Origin of the sequence: Streptococcus infantis, from assembly GCF_047465525.1 — a bacterium.
In the GTDB taxonomy this organism is placed as follows: domain Bacteria; phylum Bacillota; class Bacilli; order Lactobacillales; family Streptococcaceae; genus Streptococcus; species Streptococcus infantis_R.
In genome coordinates this window covers 19998-38736 of sequence record NZ_JASGZS010000014.1, presented here as the reverse complement: position 1 = coordinate 38736, position 18739 = coordinate 19998, and the positions used below count along the sequence as shown (strand labels likewise).

The window sequence follows — 18739 nt, the reverse complement described above, 5'->3', positions numbered from 1 at the left end:
AATTTGTCTTCTTCATGTAAAAAATATAAAAATTTTGATTTTCAACCCTTATCATATTTGAAATATACCCAAACCAAAAAACCACCCAATCCATAGGATCGAATGGTCTTTAATGATTAAAATCTTATTTTTTTAACAAGCTGAGTGCTGCTGCATCTGCGATAATGGTCACATCTGGATGGTTTTGCAGGCTACTTGCAGGTAGACTTTCTGTCACAGGGCCTTCAACAGTTCCAGCGATAGCTTCTGCTTTTGATTCACCATAAGCAAATAGAAGGATAGACTTAGCATCCAAAATGTTCTTAATCCCCATTGAAATAGCTTGGGTTGGAACATCTTCAATCTTCTCAAAGAAGCGCGCGTTAGCTTCGATAGTAGACTGGTCAAGCTCTACAAGGTGAGTTTGACTATCAAATGGTGTGCCTGGTTCATTAAAGCCTATATGACCATTGCGACCAATTCCTAAGATTTGTAGGTCAACTGGATGGTCAGCAAGAATTTGGTTGTAGCGTTCTACTTCTGCTTCTGCATTATCCTTGACACCACGTGGCAAGAAGCTTTCTTTAAATGGTTTCTTATTGAAAAGATTTTCTTGCATGAAGTAACGATATGATTGAGGATTGTCCCCATCAAGACCTACGTACTCATCCAAGTTCACACTTGTAAGATTTGAAAAATCAAGATCGCTCTCAACGATTTGTTGGTAAAACTCCAGAGGGCTACTTCCTGTTGCAAGTCCCAATGTTTGTGCACCGTTTTCCAATTTTTCTTTTAAGATATCAAAAGCAACTTTTCCACCTTCAATTGGATTTTCCACTTGAATAACTTTCATAATTTTGTCCTCCATATTCTTTATTTTATTATATGGTATAGACCAATTTTTGTCAAGTGAAAACGATTTATTTTTGTTGAAAATATGACAGTAGCCTCAAAATAGCTACTGTCTTGTCTCATTTGATTCTTAAAACCTTGATAGACTTGACAAATAGTAGGAAAGAGCCAAAAAAAGCTCGATAATATTTGTAATAGGCAAATTCCTATAGATATTATGGAGCTTTTTATTGTATCGAATTGTCAAATGAAGAGCAGATAGTAGATTGCATACAGAATAGTGCACTGTGACTTCTAAAACATTGCGAGAAATTGATTTGACTTCCTTAATCAATTTATCCAGATTTTATTTCACTTCACTATACTTTCAAGGTCTATTATTTAGTATATCCTCCGACAAGTGAATAGTATCATCAACTAACATGAGATTGCTAGCATTGAAAGAATTTTTTTAATAATATTAGCAACATATTTATTTTACAAAAAATATTAATCATAAAAAATCTTGTTCATCTATAATGAACCTAGAAAATATATTTCTTTAAAGTATTTGATAAAGCTTGATAACCAGAAACGCTGAGGTGAAGCCCATCCGTTGTGTAGTCTTCCTTGAGTTGTCCTTCCTGATCGAGTAGGTTCTCGAAAACAGAAACGTATTCTACCTGCATGTAGCTGGAAGCTAAGTCTTGATAAGCTTGATTCCAGGCCTTGATTTTCTCATTGGTACGAATATAAACTGTCTGCTTGAAGTCCGTACTCTCATTGACCGGCAAAATGGAAACTAGCTTTATCTGTGACAGTGGATAGTCGCGAGAAATGGTTTGAATCACGCTCTCAAGATTGTTTAGCGCTTCATTCATTGGAACATCTTTTCCAATGTCATTTGTCCCAATCAATAGTACAATTTGGTCCACTGCATCGCCATAGAGGTGGGCATCAAGATTTTCTCGTAAAAGTCCCGTCTGATAGCCTCGAACCCCTCGGTTCACAATGGTTTTTGACGTTCCCAATAATTCTTGCAAGGGATAATACTCAATAATAGAATCCCCGATAAAAATGATATCTGGTTCAATTACCGAGATTTGATTAAGTTCACGATACTTGGTTTGAATTTTCTCTTGCTCTTTTAAGAGCCAGTTTTCTAAAAGCTGTACTGCCAAGTTATTCTCCTCTTTCTAGCCAATTTTCTAAAACTTGGTAAACACCTGCCTGACTGTTGGCTGGCGCCACTTTTGTCGCAACTTCCTTAACAGACTCCTCAGCATTTTCCATGGCGTAAGAAATTCCTGCTAGTTCCAACATTTCAATGTCATTTTCACTGTCTCCAAAAGCCATGATCTGTTCAGATTTTAAGTTCCAACGCTTGAGCAATTCTTCTAGGCCCCATGCCTTATGAATCCCATCTTGTAAGATATCGATACAGCCATAGCCACTAGAAACAGCTCGAACCTGACCATCAAACAAGTCATTGATTTCCTGTAAAACCGTATCTGATCGTTCTTCTCCAACAACCATACTCATCTTGAGGACACCTCCAAAGAGACTGGAGTCAAATTCATCAACAAAGTGCATTCGTTGATAGAATTTCTCTATCATCTCCGGAGTCATAAAATTTTCAAGTTGAGTAAAAACGGTGCCTTCTTTCACAAAACCACCATTCATACTGGTCACTACAAATTGATCTTGGCATTCTCTACCTTTAAAATGAGCTAAAGCTCTATCAACCATAGTATCATCCCAAGTCTGAGCTTGAATCAATTGATCATTTTCGAATATACGAGCACCATTAGCAACCACAAGAACCACTCTTTCTGCTAGATGTCCCAGTAATTGTCGCATTCGATGAACTTCATTTCCCGTTGCAATGACAAAACGAACGCCACGTTGATCTAACTGATCTAAAATTTTCTCTAGTCGAGGTAGGTCCAGTTGTCCTTGAGGATCCAACAAAGTACCGTCCATATCCGTCGCTATTATCTTAATATCCATCTTGCTCCTCTTTTAATGTCACTACCACTTCAAACCTACATGCTCGTTCATTTCTTTATAGGCTGTATCAATCCGTTCCTTGGTATCTTCATCTAACTGGCTACGGTATTTCCCGCCCTCTATAAAATCTTCCAAGATATAGGTTTGGTAAAGATAGAGTGGGTAGCCTTCTGGAGAATAAGTTCCTTTTGGTGTTCTATTAACCCAGCTAGGATGAGCTTGAGCCGTCTCAATTATAGTCTTACCTGCTTTTTTCTTAATAGTCACATCCATGAGAACACCACGTTCTGTCCATTTTGCATTTTCCTCATCCTGCATAGTCTCAATTCGCTGATTTGAGATGAAATTCCCCATAGAATAGATAATGAGTTTCTTGTCCCCATCTTTCTCAACCGTTTCAGCAGGCTCAACTACGTGAGGATGGCCACCAAAGATAATATCAGCTCCCCAATCAATCATCTTGTGATAGAGAGTCTTTTGCTCTTCAGTTGGTTCCAATTGGTACTCAATTCCCATCTGAGGCATGATAATTGTAATATCCGCTTCCTTCTCTGCTCGTTCAATTTCAGCCTTCATCTTGTCTTCATTTAGGTCAGAAAGATGATTATCATAGTCTTCTTTTGAAATGTATTCTTCAATGCCGTTAAAACCATAAGAATAGGCTAAAAGGGCAATTTTAATTCCATTGACTTCCTTGATAACTATCGGTGCTTTCTCTCGTGGTTCATGGGTATAAACACCAATTGGTGTCATTCCAGCTTTTTCGATAGCATCTGCAGTTGAAAAAACTCCCTCAATCTGAGAATCCAAGATATGATTGTGAGCCAAGTCTAAGACCTGATAACCAGCATCCTTTATAGCATCCATGACTTCACCAGGTGCATTAAACAAGGGGTAACCTGCGAGATAATGGTCTTTATTTACAGTTCCTTCAAAATCACCGATGACTAAGTCCGCTTGCTTGAGCCATGGTTTTACATAGTCAAAATTTTCATGAAAATCATAACTTCCGTCATCTTTTAAAGCTGTACGATAAATAGGAATATGATAGAGCAAATCCCCATTTGCCATAATACGCGCACTTGTTTCTTGCTCCGTATCTGCATTCTTTTCCTGAGAACTTGACTGTTGGTGTTGGTGTGTGGAACTTGGATCACTACTGCTTAAAGAAATCCCTCGAGCTCCTTCCACTAATAAAGTAAAAATCATCGAGACAGCTACCGAAGCTAACAAGACCACAATAAAAGTGCGATTGTTCCACTGCTTATAGTTCCTGAAAAATCGAACAGAATGTCTAATAGCATGTAGAACAGGACCTTTTTTTCTTTTTCTACTACGTTGTTCCATATCTTTTCTCCCATAATTTCAAAGTCATATTTCTTACTCTATTATACCACAGACAAATAGGTATTTCCTTTTATTATATTATTTTTTAGCAACTTCTGTGACTTTCTTTCTCATCTGTTTTGTGTTATCATGTAATTGTAATGGAAGGAAGGAGAGAACATGTCTGCTATAGAACGTATTACAAAAGCTTCTCATTTAATCGATATGAAAGATATTATTCGCGAGGGCAATCCAACCCTACGTGCTGTTGCTGAGGAGGTCACTTTCCCATTGAGTGATCAAGATATTATCCTCGGTGAGAAAATGATGCAATTTTTGAAACATTCACAAGACCCAGTTATGGCTGAAAAGTTAGGTCTTCGTGGAGGTGTTGGACTTGCAGCACCACAATTGGACATCTCAAAACGCATCATCGCTGTTTTGGTTCCAAATATCACTGAGGATGGTGAAACACCTCAGGAAGCCTATGATTTACAAGCTGTTATGTACAATCCTAAGATTGTTTCACACTCAGTTCAAGATGCTGCTCTAGGCGAGGGAGAAGGTTGTCTATCAGTCGATCGAGCTGTACCTGGTTATGTTATCCGTCATGCTCGAGTGACTGTTGACTACTTTGACAAGGATGGCGAAAAACATCGTATCAAGCTAAAAGGCTACAACTCAATCGTTGTCCAACATGAAATCGACCACTTGAATGGTGTTATGTTTTACGACCGAATCAATGAAAAAGATCCCTTTGCAGTCAAAGAAGGTTTACTCATTCTTGAATAAAAAAATCCCGTTAAAAAACGGGGTTTTATGTTATAATAGAGCCATGAAAACAAATGATATTGTCTATGGCGTTCACGCCGTTACGGAAGCACTTTTAGCAAACACAGGAAATAAACTCTATCTCCAAGATGATCTACGAGGAAAAAATGTAGAAAAGGTTAAGGAACTAGCTACAGAAAAGAAAGTATCTATCTCTTGGACTTCAAAAAAATCACTTTCTGAAATGACTGAGGGTGCTGTTCACCAAGGTTTTGTTTTGCGTGTTTCCGAGTTTGCCTATACTGAACTTGAGCACATTCTTGCTAAGACAAGCCAAGAAGAAAACCCACTACTGCTAATTCTTGATGGTTTAACAGACCCACATAATCTCGGTTCTATCTTGAGAACAGCGGATGCAACCAATGTTTCAGGTGTTATTATTCCCAAACACCGAGCTGTCGGCGTCACTCCTGTCGTAGCAAAAACAGCAACAGGTGCGATTGAACATGTTCCAATCGCTCGCGTGACCAATCTCAGCCAAACCTTGGACAAACTCAAGGATGAAGGCTTCTGGACATTCGGTACTGATATGAACGGAACACCTTGCCATAAATGGAATACAAGTGGCAAAGTTGCTCTCATTATCGGAAATGAAGGAAAAGGTATTTCAAGTAACATCAAGAAGCAAGTGGACGAGATGATAACTATTCCAATGAATGGACATGTACAAAGCCTCAATGCCAGTGTTGCTGCTGCTATTCTCATGTACGAAGTCTTCCGAAATCGATTATAAAAAAGTTTCCAATCGTTTGATTGGAAATTTTTTTAATTATGTTCAATGATATATTTATAGGCTTCTTGACCTGCAATAGCACCATCCCCAACTGCTGTTGTAACTTGACGAAGGTCTTTCTGACGAACATCCCCAACTGCAAAGACACCAGCAACACTTGTCTTCATGTGATCATCTGTCACAATCCAACCCGCTTGGTCTCGAATCTGCAACTCTTGGACGAAGTCACTAACAGGGTCCAATCCAACATAGATGAAGACACCACCAAAGGCTTGTTCTGTCACTTGTCCTGTTTTTACATTTTCAATGGCAACCGACTCAACACGATTTTCACCCTTGATTTCTTTGACAACCGAATCCCAAATAAAGTTGATTTTTTCATTGGCAAAAGCTCTATCTTGCAAGACTTTTTGAGCACGAAGCTCATCACGACGGTGAATGATAGTTACAGACTTAGCAAATCGTGTTAAGAAGATTGCTTCTTCAACTGCTGAGTCACCTCCACCTACGACCAACAAATCTTGGTCGCGGAAAAAGGCGCCATCACAAACCGCACAGTAAGAAACACCACGGCTATTGAGTTCTTCTTCGCCTGGAACATCCAATAGACGGTGCTTAGAACCTGTCGCTACGATAACTGTGCGAGTTTCATAAACTTGGTCGTCTGTTACGACTTTTTTTAATTCGCCATGGTCCTCAACATTTTCAACGAAGCCATAGAGATGCTCAACACCCAAATTTTCAAGAGGTTCAAACATCTTTTCTGCTAATTCTGGGCCACTGATATTAGCATAACCTGGATAGTTTTCAATGTCAGAAGTATTATTCATCTGACCTCCTGGAAGTCCACCTTCAATCAAAGCCACTTTCAGATTACTGCGTGCTGCATACAAGGCTGCAGTCATCCCAGCAGGGCCTGCACCGATAATAATCGTATCGTACATTCTCTTTCCTTCTTTCTTGTTGTAACTATTTTTATTCTAACGGATTAAATCCCATTTTACAACTATTAAGCCTTGAGAACCAACAAGATGCTCATGGTTGCAAATGATAATACTGGAATGGTCAAAACTCCAATCATAATCATATCGTAGAGATGGGCTTGACGTGCTTTAGCAGTTTTGTCAACCCCCGACAGAGCTCTAAGTCCAATCCAGAGTCCCAAAATAATCAAGACCAGTAGAATTGTCAACACTAAACTCTCTAAATACAAAGCAAATAGCTGAACTAGCATGCTCTCTCTCATTTCTATTAATTTTAAAGAGCAAACCCAGTTAGCCTAGCCAACTGAGTCTTTCTTATCTTCTATTATATCAAATATAGGTCCGTTTGTAACTAGCAAAGAATTCTTTTGTTCGTTCTTCTTTAGGATGATTGATAATCTCATCTGGTGTTCCAGACTCAATAATCTTTCCTTTATCCAAGAACAAAACCTTATCAGCTACCTGAGAAACAAAGGACATATCGTGACTGACTAAAATCATGGTTTGACCTGATTTGGCAGCATTAGCAATAGATCGTTCTACCTCACCAACTAATTCTGGATCAAGGGCTGAAGTAGGTTCATCCAAGAGCAAGATTGCTGGCTTCATGGCTAAAGCACGCGCCAAAGCTACCCGTTGTTTTTGTCCACCTGATAAGTGGCGAGGATAGTGCTGTTGACGATCTGAAAGACCAACCTTAGCTAGCTCTTCTTTGGCAATCTTAGTTGCTTCTTCGTCGGATAATTTCTTGACAACTACTAAACCTTCCTTGACATTGTCTAAGGCTGTTCTACGTTCAAATAAGTTGAACTGTTGGAACACCATAGACAACTTGCGACGAAGAGTCAGGATTTCTTCTTGAGTGATTTGAGAAAAGTCGACTTTAAAGTCATCAATCTGAATACTTCCACTATCAGGTGTTTCCAGATAATTTAGGCTACGAAGAAAGGTTGATTTTCCCGCTCCTGATGAACCAATCAAAGCCACTACTTCCCCTTTTTGAATATCTAAATTCAGATGATCCAAGACGGTTTGACCTGAAAAGGATTTGCTTAAATTTGAAATCTTAATCATTAGCGAAGGTCTCCTTTCACATCTGTTTTCGCATTATCTGGTGCTTCGATGGCCATTTTTCTCTCAATAAAGCGACCAAGATTTTCAATAGCGATATTTACCACCCAGTATACAAGAGCAACTGAGATGAAACGTTCGAAGTAACGGTAGTCTGCACCACCCAAAATCTGAGCTTGGGCAAAGACTTCTACAACACCAGCACTAAAGGCTAGGGAAGTACCCTTAGTCAAACCGATTAGGGAGTTAATCAAGGTTGGAGTCGCTACTACCGCTGCATTTGGAATAATCACACGACGATAGACTTGAGCACGTGTCATCCCAAGACTACGAGCGGCTTCAATCTCTCCAGGATTTACAGAAAGAATGGCTGCACGGATAGTTTCACTAGCGTAGGCTGCTTCATTAAAGGCAAAAGCTACAATGGCAAAAGCTGCAGCCGGAATCGCATTAACATTAAAAGCAGTTCCCCATTGTTGATTCAACGCTTTTAATGCTAGAGGAATTCCATAGTAAGTCAACATCAGCTGCACTAGGATTGGTGTCCCTTTTAAGAAACTAACAAAGAATGCTTGTAATGGATAAAGAATTCTAACGCGATTAATTTTTACAATAGCAAAAACCAAGGCCAAGATGATACCAAAAAAAGCACCAAATACTGTCAACATCAATGTTGTTGGCAATTGTTGTACAATTCTTGGAATCCCATCAAAGACAGAACGAAAACTAAACAGTTTGCCGTCTGGAATATACTGCATCAAGTTTTGATACCAATCTGATGCTAAAAGTGTTGTAACATTCATAGAAACATCCTCTCCTGATAATGAATCATTCTATCATACTTCTGCCTAGATTTAAAATATTTGCTACGTGCAGAAGAGACTTTGTCTACCTACTAGTTTATCATACTTTAAAAGTGTGAGGTTATATATTTTACCTATCAAGGAGATAGAAAAAAACTATTTCAAATCTAAGTTGTCGTAGGTTTTACGATAGCCAATTTGTTTAACAACACCATTCTCCACTAATATTGGACGTTTTAATAACATACCATCACTGGCCAAGAGTTTGGCTGCTTCTTTTTTGGATATAGTCCCAACCTTATCTTTTAAGCCCAGTTCACGGTATTTAATTCCACTGGTATTGAAAAATTGCTTCAACTCAAATCCTGAAGTTTCAAGCCAGTTTAAAATGACCTCCTCGCTCGGAGTTTCTTCTACAATATGAACATCTTTATACTCTAACCCGAGTTGATCTAACTCCTTTTTTGCTTTCTTACAAGTTGTACATTTTGGGTATTCGATAAATTCTAACATTTTCTTTTCTTTCTATTCCTTATTCTCTTGAAATACTGCACCTTCATGCTTCAAGAGCCAAGCCTTCTTGTCAATTCCTGAAGCATAGCCCGTTAGACGATTACCTGCACCTAATACGCGGTGACAAGGTACTAGGATAGACCATGGGTTGCGCCCCACAGCACCTCCGATTGCCTGAGCCGAAGCTATCTGCAAGTCCTTAGCTATCTGTCCATAAGTAACTGTCTGACCGAAAGGAATTCCCCTCAAGTAGTTCCAGACTCTTTTTTCAAAGTCACTACCAACAGGAGCCAAAGGTAACTGAGACAAATCTTGGTTTTGTCCTTTAAAATAAGCATCTAAATAGCTAGTAATCTGATTTAAGATGGGATGACTTTTCACCTCAACTAGATTACCTAGCGACAAACCTCTCTCAAAATGGCTCTGTGCTTCAACCCATATTCCAAACAGATAGCGATCATCTGCTACCAAAGATAAGATCCCAATCGGAGACTTGTACAGCATCTTTGCATACTGCTTAGGCATTTGATTTTAATTTTTGATAGGCCAAACGTTCCCCATCTACTGGAACTTTACCGACCTGTTTAAAGCCAAGTTTTTCAAAGATATGCTGCATGGCCTTGTTTTTAGCATGTGTATCTGAACGAAAATCCAGGTAATCAAAGCCTTCAATCAAGCCTTCCAAAAAGGTCTGAGCAACACCTTGACCTTGCACATCACTGACAACTGCGATACGATGAAATACTAAGTATTCTGTTTCTCTTCCTTCCCAGCTTCCATCATAAATGGCTTCATAGGCTTTTTCTGGACTCTTGGTTACTGCTGCATAAGCTAAGAGCTCTCCTTCTTCCAGGGCTACATAAGCCTGACCTGAGATAATATCTTCGATAATCGTATCAGTATTTGGGTAACCATTTTGCCACTGAGTGCTACCAGCTTCCGCCAAGCATTTTTTAGCTTCCTCAATCACTTGCATAATTGCATCTACTTCGTTTGGAAAGGCTAAACGAATTTCCATCTTATCTCCTCTTTTCTGACTAGTTTCTCTCATCATAGCATAATTTAAGGCTTTCTACAAGCAGTTAAAACTTGACTTTTGATTTCTATTATTTTATAATCTAGTTATCGAAACTAGATAATCAGGAGTTGGAAATGAAATCTACTTTTTCCTACCCAGAATGGGACGAAATTCCAAACATTGATCTCTATTTGGACCAGGTCCTACTTTATGTAAATAAAGTTTGTTCCCCTATTTCTCTTGCTAAAGAGAAAGGTTTAACTGCATCAATGGTGAACAACTATGTCAAACACGGCTATATCAGCAAACCTGAAAAGAAAAAATACCAACGCAGACAAATCGCCCGATTGATTGCTATCACAACGCTCAAGTCTGTTTTTTCAATCCAGGAAATTGCCCAAACCCTGAATAGCCTACACACAGAGACTAACTCAGAAGAACTTTACAATGCTTTTGTAGACTATATGAATGAGGACCTAGACCCAGCCAATCCTATTATCCAAGCAAGCTGCCAAACGGTCAAACTCTATCATCAAACACTAGCACTAGTCTATACAGAAAATGAAGAGGAGGAAACAAATGAATACTAGTTTTAAACTCAGTAAACGCCTTAGTTTTGGAGAAGAAATAGCAAACAGTGTCACCCATGCTGTAGGGGCACTTATCATGCTGATTTTGCTCCCTATCTCATCGACTTATAGTTATGAAGTTCATGGATTTTTATCATCGATTGGGGTGTCGATTTTCGTTATTAGCCTCTTTCTCATGTTCCTTTCATCGACCATTTATCATTCTATGGCGTATGGTTCCACTCATAAGTATGTCTTACGCATTATCGACCATTCCATGATTTATGTTGCGATTGCTGGTTCTTATACTCCTGTCGTTTCGACCTTGATGAATAACTGGTTTGGTTATCTGATTATCGCCATTCAGTGGGGAACAACTATTTTCGGTATTCTTTATAAAATATTTGCCAAAAAAGTCAATGAAAAATTTAGTCTGTTGCTCTACCTCATCATGGGTTGGTTAGTTGTGGCTATCCTACCAGCAATCATCAGTCAAACAAATCCAATCTTTTGGACTCTTATGGTATCAGGTGGTCTTTGTTATACAGTTGGTGCTGGATTTTATGCTAAGAAGAAACCTTACTTCCACATGATCTGGCACCTCTTCATTCTGGCAGCTTCCGCTCTCCAATACATTGCCATTGTTTATTACATGTAAAAATAGGTCGAGACAAAATCTCGACCTATTTTTATTTGCACATATTGATAAAGTATTGATGCAAGCGAAGATCATTTGTCAATTCCGGATGAAATGAAGTCACTAGCATATTCTTTTCTTGAGCAGCAACGATTTGATGATTCACTACTGCCAGAACATCAACACCCTTACCAACTTCACTAATAATAGGTCCACGGATAAAGGTCATGGGAATTTTGCCAACACCCTTACATTCTGCTTCGGTATAAAAGCTTCCTAGCTGACGTCCATAGGCATTGCGCTCAACTATTATATCCATAGTCGCTAGATGACTTTCCTCTTGAGAAGTGATTTGACTCGCTAGCAAGATCAAACCTGCACAAGTTCCAAAGACTGGTAAACCATTGAGAATAGCCTCTCTTAGAGGGAGTAGCATATTCTGATCACGTAGGAGTTTTCCCATAGCTGTCGACTCACCGCCAGGTAAAATCAAACCTGACAAGTCACTCTGATGTTGTTGAAAGTCTTCAAGATTTCGCAGTTCAATACTTTCTACTCCTAGTTTTGCAAGGACTTTCTCATGCTCTACAAAGGCACCTTGCAAGGCCAATATTCCAATTTTCATCTATTTTCCTCGCTCAGCCATGAGAATTTGGATTTCATTCTCATTGATACCAACCATGGCTTCTCCCAAATCTTCTGAGATTTGAGCTAAAATTTGAGGATTTTGATAGTTTGTGACTGCCTTGACAATTGCTGTCGCACGTTTAACAGGATCACCTGACTTGAAAATCCCTGAACCAACAAAGACACCTTCTGCACCTAGCTGCATCATGAGAGCAGCATCTGCTGGTGTTGCAACTCCTCCAGCTGCAAAGTTGACAACTGGTAATTTCCCATGTTCGTGAACATATTGAACTAATTCTACTGGAACTTGGAGTTCTTTTGCTGCGACATAGAGCTCATCTTCACGGAGATTTTGAATGCGGCGGATTTCTTGATTCATCATACGCATATGGCGGACTGCCTGAACGATGTCTCCTGTTCCTGGCTCTCCTTTTGTACGGATCATCGATGCTCCTTCAGCAATACGACGCAAGGCTTCACCCAAGTCTTTTGCACCACAAACAAAAGGAACTTGAAATTCTTTCTTGTCCACATGAAAACGATCGTCAGCTGGAGATAACACTTCACTCTCATCGATATAGTCAATCTCGATGGCTTCTAAAATCTGTGCTTCGACAAAATGCCCAATTCGAACCTTGGCCATAACTGGAATGCTGACTGCTTCTTGAATTTCCTTGATCATCTTAGGGTCGCTCATGCGAGAGACACCACCAGCTGCACGAATATCCGCTGGGATTCGCTCCAAGGCCATAACCGCTGCTGCACCTGCAGCCTCTGCAATTCTTGCTTGTTCAGGATTTTGAACATCCATGATGACGCCACCTTTAAGCATCTGTGCCAAATTTTTATTTAATTCATAACGATTTTCAGTCATTTTCTCTTCCTCAATAGTTGTATTGGTAGCTACAGTTTTATTGTAAGGTAGAAATGACTCAAGAACAAGATAAAAAAAATTGATTTGTCCGGGTACAATTATATCAATCATCAAAAAAAGTACCCATATAAGGTACTCTTATTTCTTAAATTTTTTAATGTTTTTAACAAGATAAAACAGATATCCTGAAACCATGTAGGCAACAAAGATAATGGCTGCCCATCTAAAGACAAATCCCCAACCATATTTATTGGCATTCAAGAAGAAATAAGGGAAGGGACTATCCTTAGCGTTAGGAACGTCCATCTTTAGAACAAAGCCGTTTAAGATTGCAAATCCCATATAGAGCAGTGGTAAAACTGTCCATACAATAGGATCAAACCACTTATATTGACGACTCTTATCAAAAATGATGGTATCAACTAGAAACCAGAGGGGTACGATATAATGGCAAAGGAAGTTTTCCAAACGGTAAAAATCTTTTGTCAAGGGAGCCAACATGAAATGATAGATGACACAGGTAATCATGATACTCATGGTGATACCACCCTTGAGTCGCAAAAGACTTGAACTTTGCCAATAATCACCCTCACGTCGCATCTTCCATAAAAGATAACCTGTAAAAATCATCACCAAGAGGTTGGAAAGCACTGTATAGTAGAGCAACATTCCGAAACCACCGTGCTTGGTAATTTCCAGATAAATACCTGTAAATGCTGCTAAAAACATAAAAGCCCGACTGAAAAAAATTATTTTATTCCAAGCAGTCATGATTAGATCTTTTTAACAAATTCTGATTTCAATTTCATAGCACCAAAACCATCAATCTTACAATCGATGTTGTGGTCACCTTCAACAATACGGATATTTTTAACACGTGTCCCTTGCTTAAGGTCTTTTGGAGCACCTTTTACCTTAAGGTCTTTGATCAAGGTTACTGTATCACCGTCAGCCAATTTATTTCCATTAGCGTCGATAGCAACAAGGCCTTCTTCAACCTCAGCTTGCTCAGCAGGATTCCATTCATAAGCACACTCTGGGCAGACTAGCAAGGCTCCGTCTTCATAGACATATTCTGAATTACATTTTGGGCAATTTGGTAGATTGTTCATCTTATCTCCTTCTATTTTCATGATGGTTTGAATGTCAAATTTTCGTTAACAAAGACTATTATACCTTAAAATTAAAAATTTGACAAATTGCTAAAAAACCGACTCACCACTATCGTGGTCAATCGGTTAAAATTTCAATTAAAAATGTTTGACTGCTTCTGATTTAATTTTTTCGACAACTTCTAAAATACTTAGCCCTGTTGTGTCCAAATAGATTGCATCATCTGCCTGCTTAAGAGGAGAAGTTTCACGATGACTATCTTTATAATCACGCGCAGCAATCTCTTCTTTCAAAGTTTCCAAATCTGTTTCGATCCCCTTTGAAAGATTTTCCTTATAACGTCGTTCTGCACGTTCATCCACTGAAGCAACAAGAAAAATCTTCAATTCAGCTTGAGGTAATACAACTGTACCAATATCTCGACCATCCATGACGATTCCGCCTTGTTGGGCAATTTCTTGTTGAAGGGCTACCAATTTTTCACGAATAGCTGGAATGGCTGCAAAAGCAGATACAGCATTGGTTACTTCATTTTCACGGATTGGATTGGTAACATCAACGTCTCCAACAAAAACAAGCTGTTCCCCTGTTTCAGCACGACCAAAGCTAATCGGATATTGTTCCAATAATTCAAGAAGTCGAGAAGACTCTTCTGGACTTACTTGGTTGTTCAAAGCGATGTAAGTCGCAGCACGATACATGGCACCTGTATCCAGATAAGTATAGCCAAAGTCCTTAGCGATAATCTTAGCTACTGTACTTTTACCACTGGATGCTGGTCCATCAATAGCGATCTGAATTGTTTTCATTCTAACTCCTATCTTGTCTTAAGGACATCACCAGGATTTGCAAACCAAGTTCCTGAAGACATATGACCAGGGTTCAAGGCTTCAAGCTGGGCAATAGAAATGCCTGCTCTAGCTGCAATAGCTGCTTCACCTTCACCTGCAAGGACAGTAATGGTTCCCTCAGCATTTGTATGTTCCTCTGAACTACTTGAAGAAGTTGATCCTGCTTCAGAACTTGATACTTCAACTGAACTACTTGATGATGTTGAAGAAACTTCCTCTACCTTAGGCGCAGAAGAATCATGAAAATCTTTCAAGGCTGCTGTACGATCACTTCCACCAGATGACAGGTAGATTAAAACAGCAATCATACCGACAACGATAACAAAGAAAATACAAGCCAAAATGGTTAGAATACGGTTGGCTACCACTCCTGTTCCCTTATTTCCTCTACTTCTTCGTTCCGAACGACTTTCCTCGATGTCGTAAATATCTTCTTGCCATGGTTCCTTTTCCATACCTTACTCCTTGTTTTTTTTCTAATTTCTTATTACAATATAAATATGAAAATCACACTTATACCTGAACGATGCATTGCCTGCGGTCTATGCCAAACCTATTCTGATTTATTTGATTACCATGATAATGGTATTGTGCGTTTCTATGATGATCCGAATCTACTAGAGAGAGACATCCCAGCTAGTGAAGAGCTACTGGAAGCTGTAAAACAGTGTCCCACTCGCGCGCTCATCAAAGATTAATTTGTCATCAGTGGTGATTCAATTTCCAAATCCCACTTCCTCTAGTTTAGCATATTTTTCCAGAAAATTATAGTCTTTTGAAGGACTTATTTTTAGCAAATCTTAGTTTGACTCACTCTGTTCTTTTATCAGATAGAGGGGTCTTTTTTTCGTTTCCATATAAATTTTACTGATATATTTTCCGAGAATACCAATCGTCAATAATTGGACACCACCAAGAAATAGAATGACAGCCATCAGAGAGGTCCAACCAGAAGTTGGATTGCCCAGTACGAGAGTACGGACAACTACAAACAAGGTCATCACCAAAGCCAGAAAACACGACGAAAGGCCAGCAACAAAGGCTAATATTAAAGGGAAATCTGAAAAATTCACAATCCCTTCGATAGAGTAGAAAAAGAGTTGTCTAAAACTCCAACTTGTCTTACCTGCCTGCCTTTCAACATTAGGGTATTTTAGATAGTGAGTACGGAAACCAACCCAGGCAAAGAGTCCTTTGGAAAAGCGATTGTATTCTGTCAATTCTAACACTGCATCCACAACTGATCTTCTCATCATCCGAAAATCACGAACACCCGATGGAAGAGCTACTGGGCTAATTTTTTGCATAAAACGATAAAAAAGATCGGCGCAGAAACTACGTAAAAAGGGCTCACCCTCTCGACTGGTTCTGCGTGTTCCAACGCAGTCCAAGTCTGGATTCTGATCTAGTAGTTCCTTCATCTCAAGCAAGAGGCTTGGTGGATCCTGAAGGTCTGCATCCATAACCACCACCAAATCTCCTGTTGCTTGTTGTAAACCTGCATATAAGGCTGCTTCCTTCCCAAAATTACGCGAGAAAGAGATATAATGTACTGCAGGATTTTTCTCTCGATAAACCTTTAAAAGATCCAAAGTCTTATCAGTCGAACCATCATCTACAAAAATGTATTCGATTTCTGTTTCCAAATCTGGGATCAGTGCTTCAAGAGTTTGATAAAAAAGAGGAAGTACTTCCTCTTCGTTTAAACATGGGACTATGATTGAAATCATCATCTTAGTCTTCAAATCCATTTGGATGCTTGCTTTGCCAACGCCATGCGTCTTCACACATTTCTGTAATACCAAGTTCTGCTTCCCATCCTAGCTCTTCCTTAGCTTTTGCTGGATCTGAGTAGCAAGCTGCGATATCACCCGGACGACGTTCAACGATACGGTAAGGAATTGGACGTCCGACTGCTTTTTCCATATTTTGGATAATTTCAAGCACAGAGTAACCTTTTCCTGTACCAAGGTTGTATATGTTTAGACCTGAACCTTTTTGAAGCTTCTTAAGGGCTGCAACATGTCCTTTTGCTAGGTCAACAACGTGGATATAGTCACGTACACCTGTTCCATCTTCAGTATCGTAGTCATCTCCAAAGACCTGAACTTGTTCCAACTTACCAACTGCGACTTGTGTCACATATGGAAGAAGGTTATTTGGAATACCGTTTGGATTTTCACCCAAATCACCACTCTTATGTGCACCAATTGGGTTGAAATAACGAAGCAACACAACGTTCCATTCTGAATCGGCTTTATAGATATCTGTCAAGATTTCCTCAAGCATTAGCTTGGTACGACCATAAGGGTTAGTAGCTGAAAGAGGGAAATCTTCTAAGATTGGGACTGTATGAGGATCTCCATAAACAGTTGCTGATGAGCTGAAGATGATATTCTTACAGTTAGTCTCTTCCATAACTTTCAATAGACTGACAGTTCCAGCAATATTGTTATCATAGTAGGCTAGTGGGATACGTGTAGATTCCCCTACAGCCTTCAAACCAGCAAAATGGATGACTCCTGTTGGTTCTTCTTGCTTGAAAATATCACGAAGAGTTTCCGTATCACGAATATCTGCTTCGTAGAAAGGAATTTCTACCCCAGTGATTCTTTCGACTACTTCAAGACTTTTACGACTACTATTTACCAAATTATCCACGACAACTACTTGGTGTCCAGCTTGGACCAGTTCGATGACAGTGTGAGTTCCGATAAAACCTGCTCCACCTGTTACCAGAATTTTTTCTTGCATTTTATTTCCTCAATTCTTGGATTATTTTTTTCATTTTACCATTTTTGATAGGGAAAGTCATTTACTATCCTAACACTATCGTAAAAACTAGGTAAAAGTTTTACTATTGTTTCTTTTTAATGTATCTTTCAGTCGGATAATCTGCTGGATCTAATACACCACTTCTCCCTTGAAGCATTTGAGCTAGATGATAACCGATAATAGGACCAGTCGTTAATCCTGAAGATCCTAGACCACTTGCTGTATAGACTCCTGATAAGTTTGGAACCTGTCCGAAAAATGGAGAGAAATCACTTGTATAAGCACGAATCCCCACACGTTCTCCAGATAAAATTGCCTCAACCAGGGCTGGATAAAATGGACTCGCTGCCTCAGCCATTTGTTGGAGCAAATTTTCATCAACTGTTAGGTCAAATCCCATATCATTTTCATGAGTAGCTCCTAGAGACAACTTCCCACCTGGAAATGGAATCAAATCCCACTCCCCTTCGGGCATAACTACAGGATAGCTTGCCATGTCTTGTTTCACTTGGTAATCTCGGAGTTGCCCCTTTTGAGGACGAACATCAACCTCATAGCCTAAAGGCTCCAAAATGTGTCCAAGCCAAGCTCCTGTGGACAAGATAACTTGGTCAAACATTTGGTTGTCTATTTGATAACACGATGCTAAGGGTTTTATACTGACCTCTTTCTTTACGACCTTCACTTGACTGGCTTCAAGCAAGCGACTAACTAGGAGTTGCCCGTCTACTCGAGCTCCTCCAGAAGCATAGAGCAATCTCTCAAATCCCTCTAATCCAGGGAATAGACTGCTTGCAGCAGCTTGGTCCAAAATGGCTAATTCGCCAATTAAGGGAGATTCATCTCTACGTTGCAAGGCTAAGTCATAGAGTTCCTCGAGCTTGGAATCATCTTTTTTGAGAAGGAAGACTCCTGAGCGCTGGTAGAAATCAATCTTTTGACCAGATTTTTCTAAATCAGCTAATAAATCTACATAAAAGTCCGCTCCTAGGCGCGCCATCTTGTACCAGGCCTTATTGCGTCGTTTAGAGAACCAAGGACTGATGATTCCTGCAGCTGCCTTGGTCGCTTGGCCGTATCCATGATCAAAGACAGTTACTTCGATATCTGCTTCTTTAGAGAGGTAGTAGGCGGCAGTTGCCCCTACAATCCCTGCTCCTACAATGGCAACTTTTTTCATTGTCTTTACCTTCTA

At 39.5% G+C, this 18739-nt stretch carries 25 protein-coding genes; 5 read left to right on the top strand and 20 right to left on the bottom strand.

The features are described 5' to 3' along the window. Positions 1 to 124: 124 nt before the first annotated feature. The 4 genes from QM374_RS06595 to QM374_RS06580 form a co-directional block, all read right to left on the bottom strand. Positions 125 to 832 (bottom strand): glucosamine-6-phosphate deaminase, encoded by a 708-nt coding sequence (locus tag QM374_RS06595; protein ID WP_049526994.1) that lies wholly within the window; start codon positions 830 to 832, stop codon positions 125 to 127. Between the two features lie 523 nt (positions 833 to 1355). Beyond that, positions 1356 to 1991: an SGNH/GDSL hydrolase family protein gene (locus QM374_RS06590; protein ID WP_315639327.1), complete on the bottom strand. Its 636-nt coding sequence runs from the start codon at positions 1989 to 1991 to the stop codon at positions 1356 to 1358. 1 nt (position 1992) lies between these two features. Continuing rightward, positions 1993 to 2820: an HAD family hydrolase gene (locus QM374_RS06585; RefSeq protein ID WP_414311233.1), complete on the bottom strand. Its 828-nt coding sequence runs from the start codon at positions 2818 to 2820 to the stop codon at positions 1993 to 1995. A 21-nt stretch (positions 2821 to 2841) separates the two neighbouring features. Then, on the bottom strand, positions 2842 to 4167 hold the full coding sequence (locus tag QM374_RS06580) for a CapA family protein (protein ID WP_414311232.1): 1326 nt from the start codon (positions 4165 to 4167) through the stop codon (positions 2842 to 2844). 159 nt (positions 4168 to 4326) lie between these two features. On the opposite strand from QM374_RS06580, the gene def reads away from it, so the two are divergent. Together def and rlmB are read left to right on the top strand one after the other, a co-directional pair. Further along, positions 4327 to 4938: a peptide deformylase gene (def, locus tag QM374_RS06575; protein WP_414311231.1), complete on the top strand. Its 612-nt coding sequence runs from the start codon at positions 4327 to 4329 to the stop codon at positions 4936 to 4938. Between the two features lie 43 nt (positions 4939 to 4981). Next, on the top strand, positions 4982 to 5710 hold the full coding sequence (rlmB, locus tag QM374_RS06570; RefSeq protein WP_414311230.1) for a 23S rRNA (guanosine(2251)-2'-O)-methyltransferase RlmB: 729 nt from the start codon (positions 4982 to 4984) through the stop codon (positions 5708 to 5710). A gap of 32 nt (positions 5711 to 5742) precedes the next feature. On the opposite strand, the gene trxB is transcribed toward rlmB, so the two are convergent. The 7 genes from trxB to QM374_RS06535 form a co-directional block, all read right to left on the bottom strand. Further along, the gene (trxB, locus tag QM374_RS06565; protein ID WP_414311229.1) at positions 5743 to 6654 is read right to left on the bottom strand and encodes a thioredoxin-disulfide reductase; all 912 of its coding nucleotides are present in this window, start codon (positions 6652 to 6654) and stop codon (positions 5743 to 5745) included. Between the two features lie 65 nt (positions 6655 to 6719). Further along, entirely contained in the window at positions 6720 to 6944 is a 225-nt protein-coding gene (locus tag QM374_RS06560; protein WP_000960970.1) for a DUF4059 family protein, read from the bottom strand. 79 nt (positions 6945 to 7023) lie between these two features. Continuing rightward, positions 7024 to 7767 (bottom strand): amino acid ABC transporter ATP-binding protein, encoded by a 744-nt coding sequence (locus tag QM374_RS06555; RefSeq protein ID WP_311522753.1) that lies wholly within the window; start codon positions 7765 to 7767, stop codon positions 7024 to 7026. Continuing rightward, on the bottom strand, positions 7767 to 8567 hold the full coding sequence (locus tag QM374_RS06550; protein ID WP_414311228.1) for an amino acid ABC transporter permease: 801 nt from the start codon (positions 8565 to 8567) through the stop codon (positions 7767 to 7769). Before QM374_RS06550 ends, QM374_RS06555 begins: the two co-directional genes overlap by 1 nt. Before the next feature lie 156 nt (positions 8568 to 8723). Beyond that, positions 8724 to 9080 carry a Spx/MgsR family RNA polymerase-binding regulatory protein gene (locus QM374_RS06545; protein ID WP_414311227.1) on the bottom strand — a complete coding sequence of 119 codons (357 nt, stop codon included), beginning with the start codon at positions 9078 to 9080 and terminating at the stop codon, positions 8724 to 8726. Positions 9081 to 9092: 12 nt separating this feature from the next. Continuing rightward, positions 9093 to 9584 (bottom strand): methylated-DNA--[protein]-cysteine S-methyltransferase, encoded by a 492-nt coding sequence (locus tag QM374_RS06540; protein WP_414311226.1) that lies wholly within the window; start codon positions 9582 to 9584, stop codon positions 9093 to 9095. Between the two features lie 13 nt (positions 9585 to 9597). Beyond that, complete coding sequence (locus tag QM374_RS06535; protein ID WP_414311225.1) at positions 9598 to 10098, bottom strand: N-acetyltransferase family protein; 501 nt, start codon at positions 10096 to 10098, stop codon at positions 9598 to 9600. Positions 10099 to 10232: 134 nt separating this feature from the next. Here QM374_RS06535 and QM374_RS06530 point away from each other — a divergent pair, with 134 nt between their 5' ends. Together QM374_RS06530 and trhA are read left to right on the top strand one after the other, a co-directional pair. Beyond that, on the top strand, positions 10233 to 10688 hold the full coding sequence (locus QM374_RS06530) for a DUF1836 domain-containing protein (RefSeq protein WP_414311224.1): 456 nt from the start codon (positions 10233 to 10235) through the stop codon (positions 10686 to 10688). Then, the gene (gene trhA, locus QM374_RS06525; protein ID WP_414311223.1) at positions 10678 to 11325 is read left to right on the top strand and encodes a PAQR family membrane homeostasis protein TrhA; all 648 of its coding nucleotides are present in this window, start codon (positions 10678 to 10680) and stop codon (positions 11323 to 11325) included. The genes QM374_RS06530 and trhA overlap by 11 nt, the downstream gene beginning before the upstream one ends. 31 nt (positions 11326 to 11356) lie before the next feature. On the opposite strand, the gene pdxT is transcribed toward trhA, so the two are convergent. The 6 genes from pdxT to QM374_RS06495 form a co-directional block, all read right to left on the bottom strand. Continuing rightward, the gene (gene pdxT / locus QM374_RS06520) at positions 11357 to 11929 is read right to left on the bottom strand and encodes a pyridoxal 5'-phosphate synthase glutaminase subunit PdxT (RefSeq protein ID WP_414311222.1); all 573 of its coding nucleotides are present in this window, start codon (positions 11927 to 11929) and stop codon (positions 11357 to 11359) included. Beyond that, on the bottom strand, positions 11930 to 12805 hold the full coding sequence (gene pdxS, locus QM374_RS06515) for a pyridoxal 5'-phosphate synthase lyase subunit PdxS (RefSeq protein ID WP_314945437.1): 876 nt from the start codon (positions 12803 to 12805) through the stop codon (positions 11930 to 11932). It abuts the gene before it with no gap. A gap of 138 nt (positions 12806 to 12943) precedes the next feature. After that, positions 12944 to 13576, bottom strand: coding sequence for a Pr6Pr family membrane protein (locus tag QM374_RS06510; RefSeq protein ID WP_414311221.1), 633 nt, complete (start codon positions 13574 to 13576; stop codon positions 12944 to 12946). A 2-nt stretch (positions 13577 to 13578) separates the two neighbouring features. Further along, on the bottom strand, positions 13579 to 13917 hold the full coding sequence (locus QM374_RS06505; RefSeq protein ID WP_045762909.1) for a zinc ribbon domain-containing protein YjdM: 339 nt from the start codon (positions 13915 to 13917) through the stop codon (positions 13579 to 13581). A 138-nt stretch (positions 13918 to 14055) separates the two neighbouring features. Next, complete coding sequence (cmk, locus tag QM374_RS06500; RefSeq protein WP_414311220.1) at positions 14056 to 14727, bottom strand: (d)CMP kinase; 672 nt, start codon at positions 14725 to 14727, stop codon at positions 14056 to 14058. An 8-nt stretch (positions 14728 to 14735) separates the two neighbouring features. Further along, entirely contained in the window at positions 14736 to 15224 is a 489-nt protein-coding gene (locus QM374_RS06495) for an SAG1386/EF1546 family surface-associated protein (protein ID WP_281334601.1), read from the bottom strand. A gap of 45 nt (positions 15225 to 15269) precedes the next feature. Between QM374_RS06495 and QM374_RS06490 the strand changes: the two genes are divergently transcribed. Then, the gene (locus tag QM374_RS06490; RefSeq protein ID WP_075230460.1) at positions 15270 to 15467 is read left to right on the top strand and encodes a ferredoxin; all 198 of its coding nucleotides are present in this window, start codon (positions 15270 to 15272) and stop codon (positions 15465 to 15467) included. A gap of 102 nt (positions 15468 to 15569) precedes the next feature. On the opposite strand, the gene QM374_RS06485 is transcribed toward QM374_RS06490, so the two are convergent. The 3 genes from QM374_RS06485 to QM374_RS06475 all read right to left on the bottom strand — a co-directional run bounded on the left by QM374_RS06485 (position 15570) and on the right by QM374_RS06475 (position 18724). Next, on the bottom strand, positions 15570 to 16520 hold the full coding sequence (locus QM374_RS06485) for a glycosyltransferase family 2 protein (RefSeq protein WP_414311219.1): 951 nt from the start codon (positions 16518 to 16520) through the stop codon (positions 15570 to 15572). Next, the gene (galE, locus tag QM374_RS06480) at positions 16504 to 17523 is read right to left on the bottom strand and encodes a UDP-glucose 4-epimerase GalE (RefSeq protein ID WP_414311218.1); all 1020 of its coding nucleotides are present in this window, start codon (positions 17521 to 17523) and stop codon (positions 16504 to 16506) included. Before galE ends, QM374_RS06485 begins: the two co-directional genes overlap by 17 nt. Positions 17524 to 17626: 103 nt before the next feature. Further along, positions 17627 to 18724, bottom strand: a complete 1098-nt coding sequence (locus QM374_RS06475) for an NAD(P)/FAD-dependent oxidoreductase (RefSeq protein ID WP_414311217.1) — start codon at positions 18722 to 18724, stop codon at positions 17627 to 17629. Between the last annotated feature and the right edge of the window lie 15 nt (positions 18725 to 18739).

Excerpts from the sequence above, each read along its gene's own strand:
- galE (WP_414311218.1), bottom strand. The coding sequence starts at position 17,523 with ATGCAAGAAAAAATTCTGGTAACAGGTGGAGCAGGTTTTATCGGAACT.
- trxB (WP_414311229.1), bottom strand. The coding sequence starts at position 6,654 with ATGTACGATACGATTATTATCGGTGCAGGCCCTGCTGGGATGACTGCA.
- QM374_RS06585 (WP_414311233.1), bottom strand. The coding sequence starts at position 2,820 with ATGGATATTAAGATAATAGCGACGGATATGGACGGTACTTTGTTGGAT.
- cmk (WP_414311220.1), bottom strand. The coding sequence starts at position 14,727 with ATGAAAACAATTCAGATCGCTATTGATGGACCAGCATCCAGTGGTAAA.
- QM374_RS06510 (WP_414311221.1), bottom strand. The coding sequence starts at position 13,576 with ATGACTGCTTGGAATAAAATAATTTTTTTCAGTCGGGCTTTTATGTTT.
- trhA (WP_414311223.1), top strand. The coding sequence starts at position 10,678 with ATGAATACTAGTTTTAAACTCAGTAAACGCCTTAGTTTTGGAGAAGAA.
- pdxS (WP_314945437.1), bottom strand. The coding sequence starts at position 12,805 with ATGACTGAAAATCGTTATGAATTAAATAAAAATTTGGCACAGATGCTT.
- QM374_RS06495 (WP_281334601.1), bottom strand. The coding sequence starts at position 15,224 with ATGGAAAAGGAACCATGGCAAGAAGATATTTACGACATCGAGGAAAGT.
- QM374_RS06505 (WP_045762909.1), bottom strand. The coding sequence starts at position 13,917 with ATGAACAATCTACCAAATTGCCCAAAATGTAATTCAGAATATGTCTAT.
- QM374_RS06595 (WP_049526994.1), bottom strand. The coding sequence starts at position 832 with ATGAAAGTTATTCAAGTGGAAAATCCAATTGAAGGTGGAAAAGTTGCT.
- QM374_RS06540 (WP_414311226.1), bottom strand. The coding sequence starts at position 9,584 with ATGCTGTACAAGTCTCCGATTGGGATCTTATCTTTGGTAGCAGATGAT.
- def (WP_414311231.1), top strand. The coding sequence starts at position 4,327 with ATGTCTGCTATAGAACGTATTACAAAAGCTTCTCATTTAATCGATATG.
- QM374_RS06530 (WP_414311224.1), top strand. The coding sequence starts at position 10,233 with ATGAAATCTACTTTTTCCTACCCAGAATGGGACGAAATTCCAAACATT.
- QM374_RS06580 (WP_414311232.1), bottom strand. The coding sequence starts at position 4,167 with ATGGAACAACGTAGTAGAAAAAGAAAAAAAGGTCCTGTTCTACATGCT.
- QM374_RS06485 (WP_414311219.1), bottom strand. The coding sequence starts at position 16,520 with ATGGATTTGAAGACTAAGATGATGATTTCAATCATAGTCCCATGTTTA.
- pdxT (WP_414311222.1), bottom strand. The coding sequence starts at position 11,929 with ATGAAAATTGGAATATTGGCCTTGCAAGGTGCCTTTGTAGAGCATGAG.
- QM374_RS06550 (WP_414311228.1), bottom strand. The coding sequence starts at position 8,567 with ATGAATGTTACAACACTTTTAGCATCAGATTGGTATCAAAACTTGATG.
- QM374_RS06490 (WP_075230460.1), top strand. The coding sequence starts at position 15,270 with ATGAAAATCACACTTATACCTGAACGATGCATTGCCTGCGGTCTATGC.
- QM374_RS06555 (WP_311522753.1), bottom strand. The coding sequence starts at position 7,767 with ATGATTAAGATTTCAAATTTAAGCAAATCCTTTTCAGGTCAAACCGTC.
- QM374_RS06475 (WP_414311217.1), bottom strand. The coding sequence starts at position 18,724 with ATGAAAAAAGTTGCCATTGTAGGAGCAGGGATTGTAGGGGCAACTGCC.
- QM374_RS06535 (WP_414311225.1), bottom strand. The coding sequence starts at position 10,098 with ATGGAAATTCGTTTAGCCTTTCCAAACGAAGTAGATGCAATTATGCAA.
- QM374_RS06545 (WP_414311227.1), bottom strand. The coding sequence starts at position 9,080 with ATGTTAGAATTTATCGAATACCCAAAATGTACAACTTGTAAGAAAGCA.
- rlmB (WP_414311230.1), top strand. The coding sequence starts at position 4,982 with ATGAAAACAAATGATATTGTCTATGGCGTTCACGCCGTTACGGAAGCA.
- QM374_RS06560 (WP_000960970.1), bottom strand. The coding sequence starts at position 6,944 with ATGCTAGTTCAGCTATTTGCTTTGTATTTAGAGAGTTTAGTGTTGACA.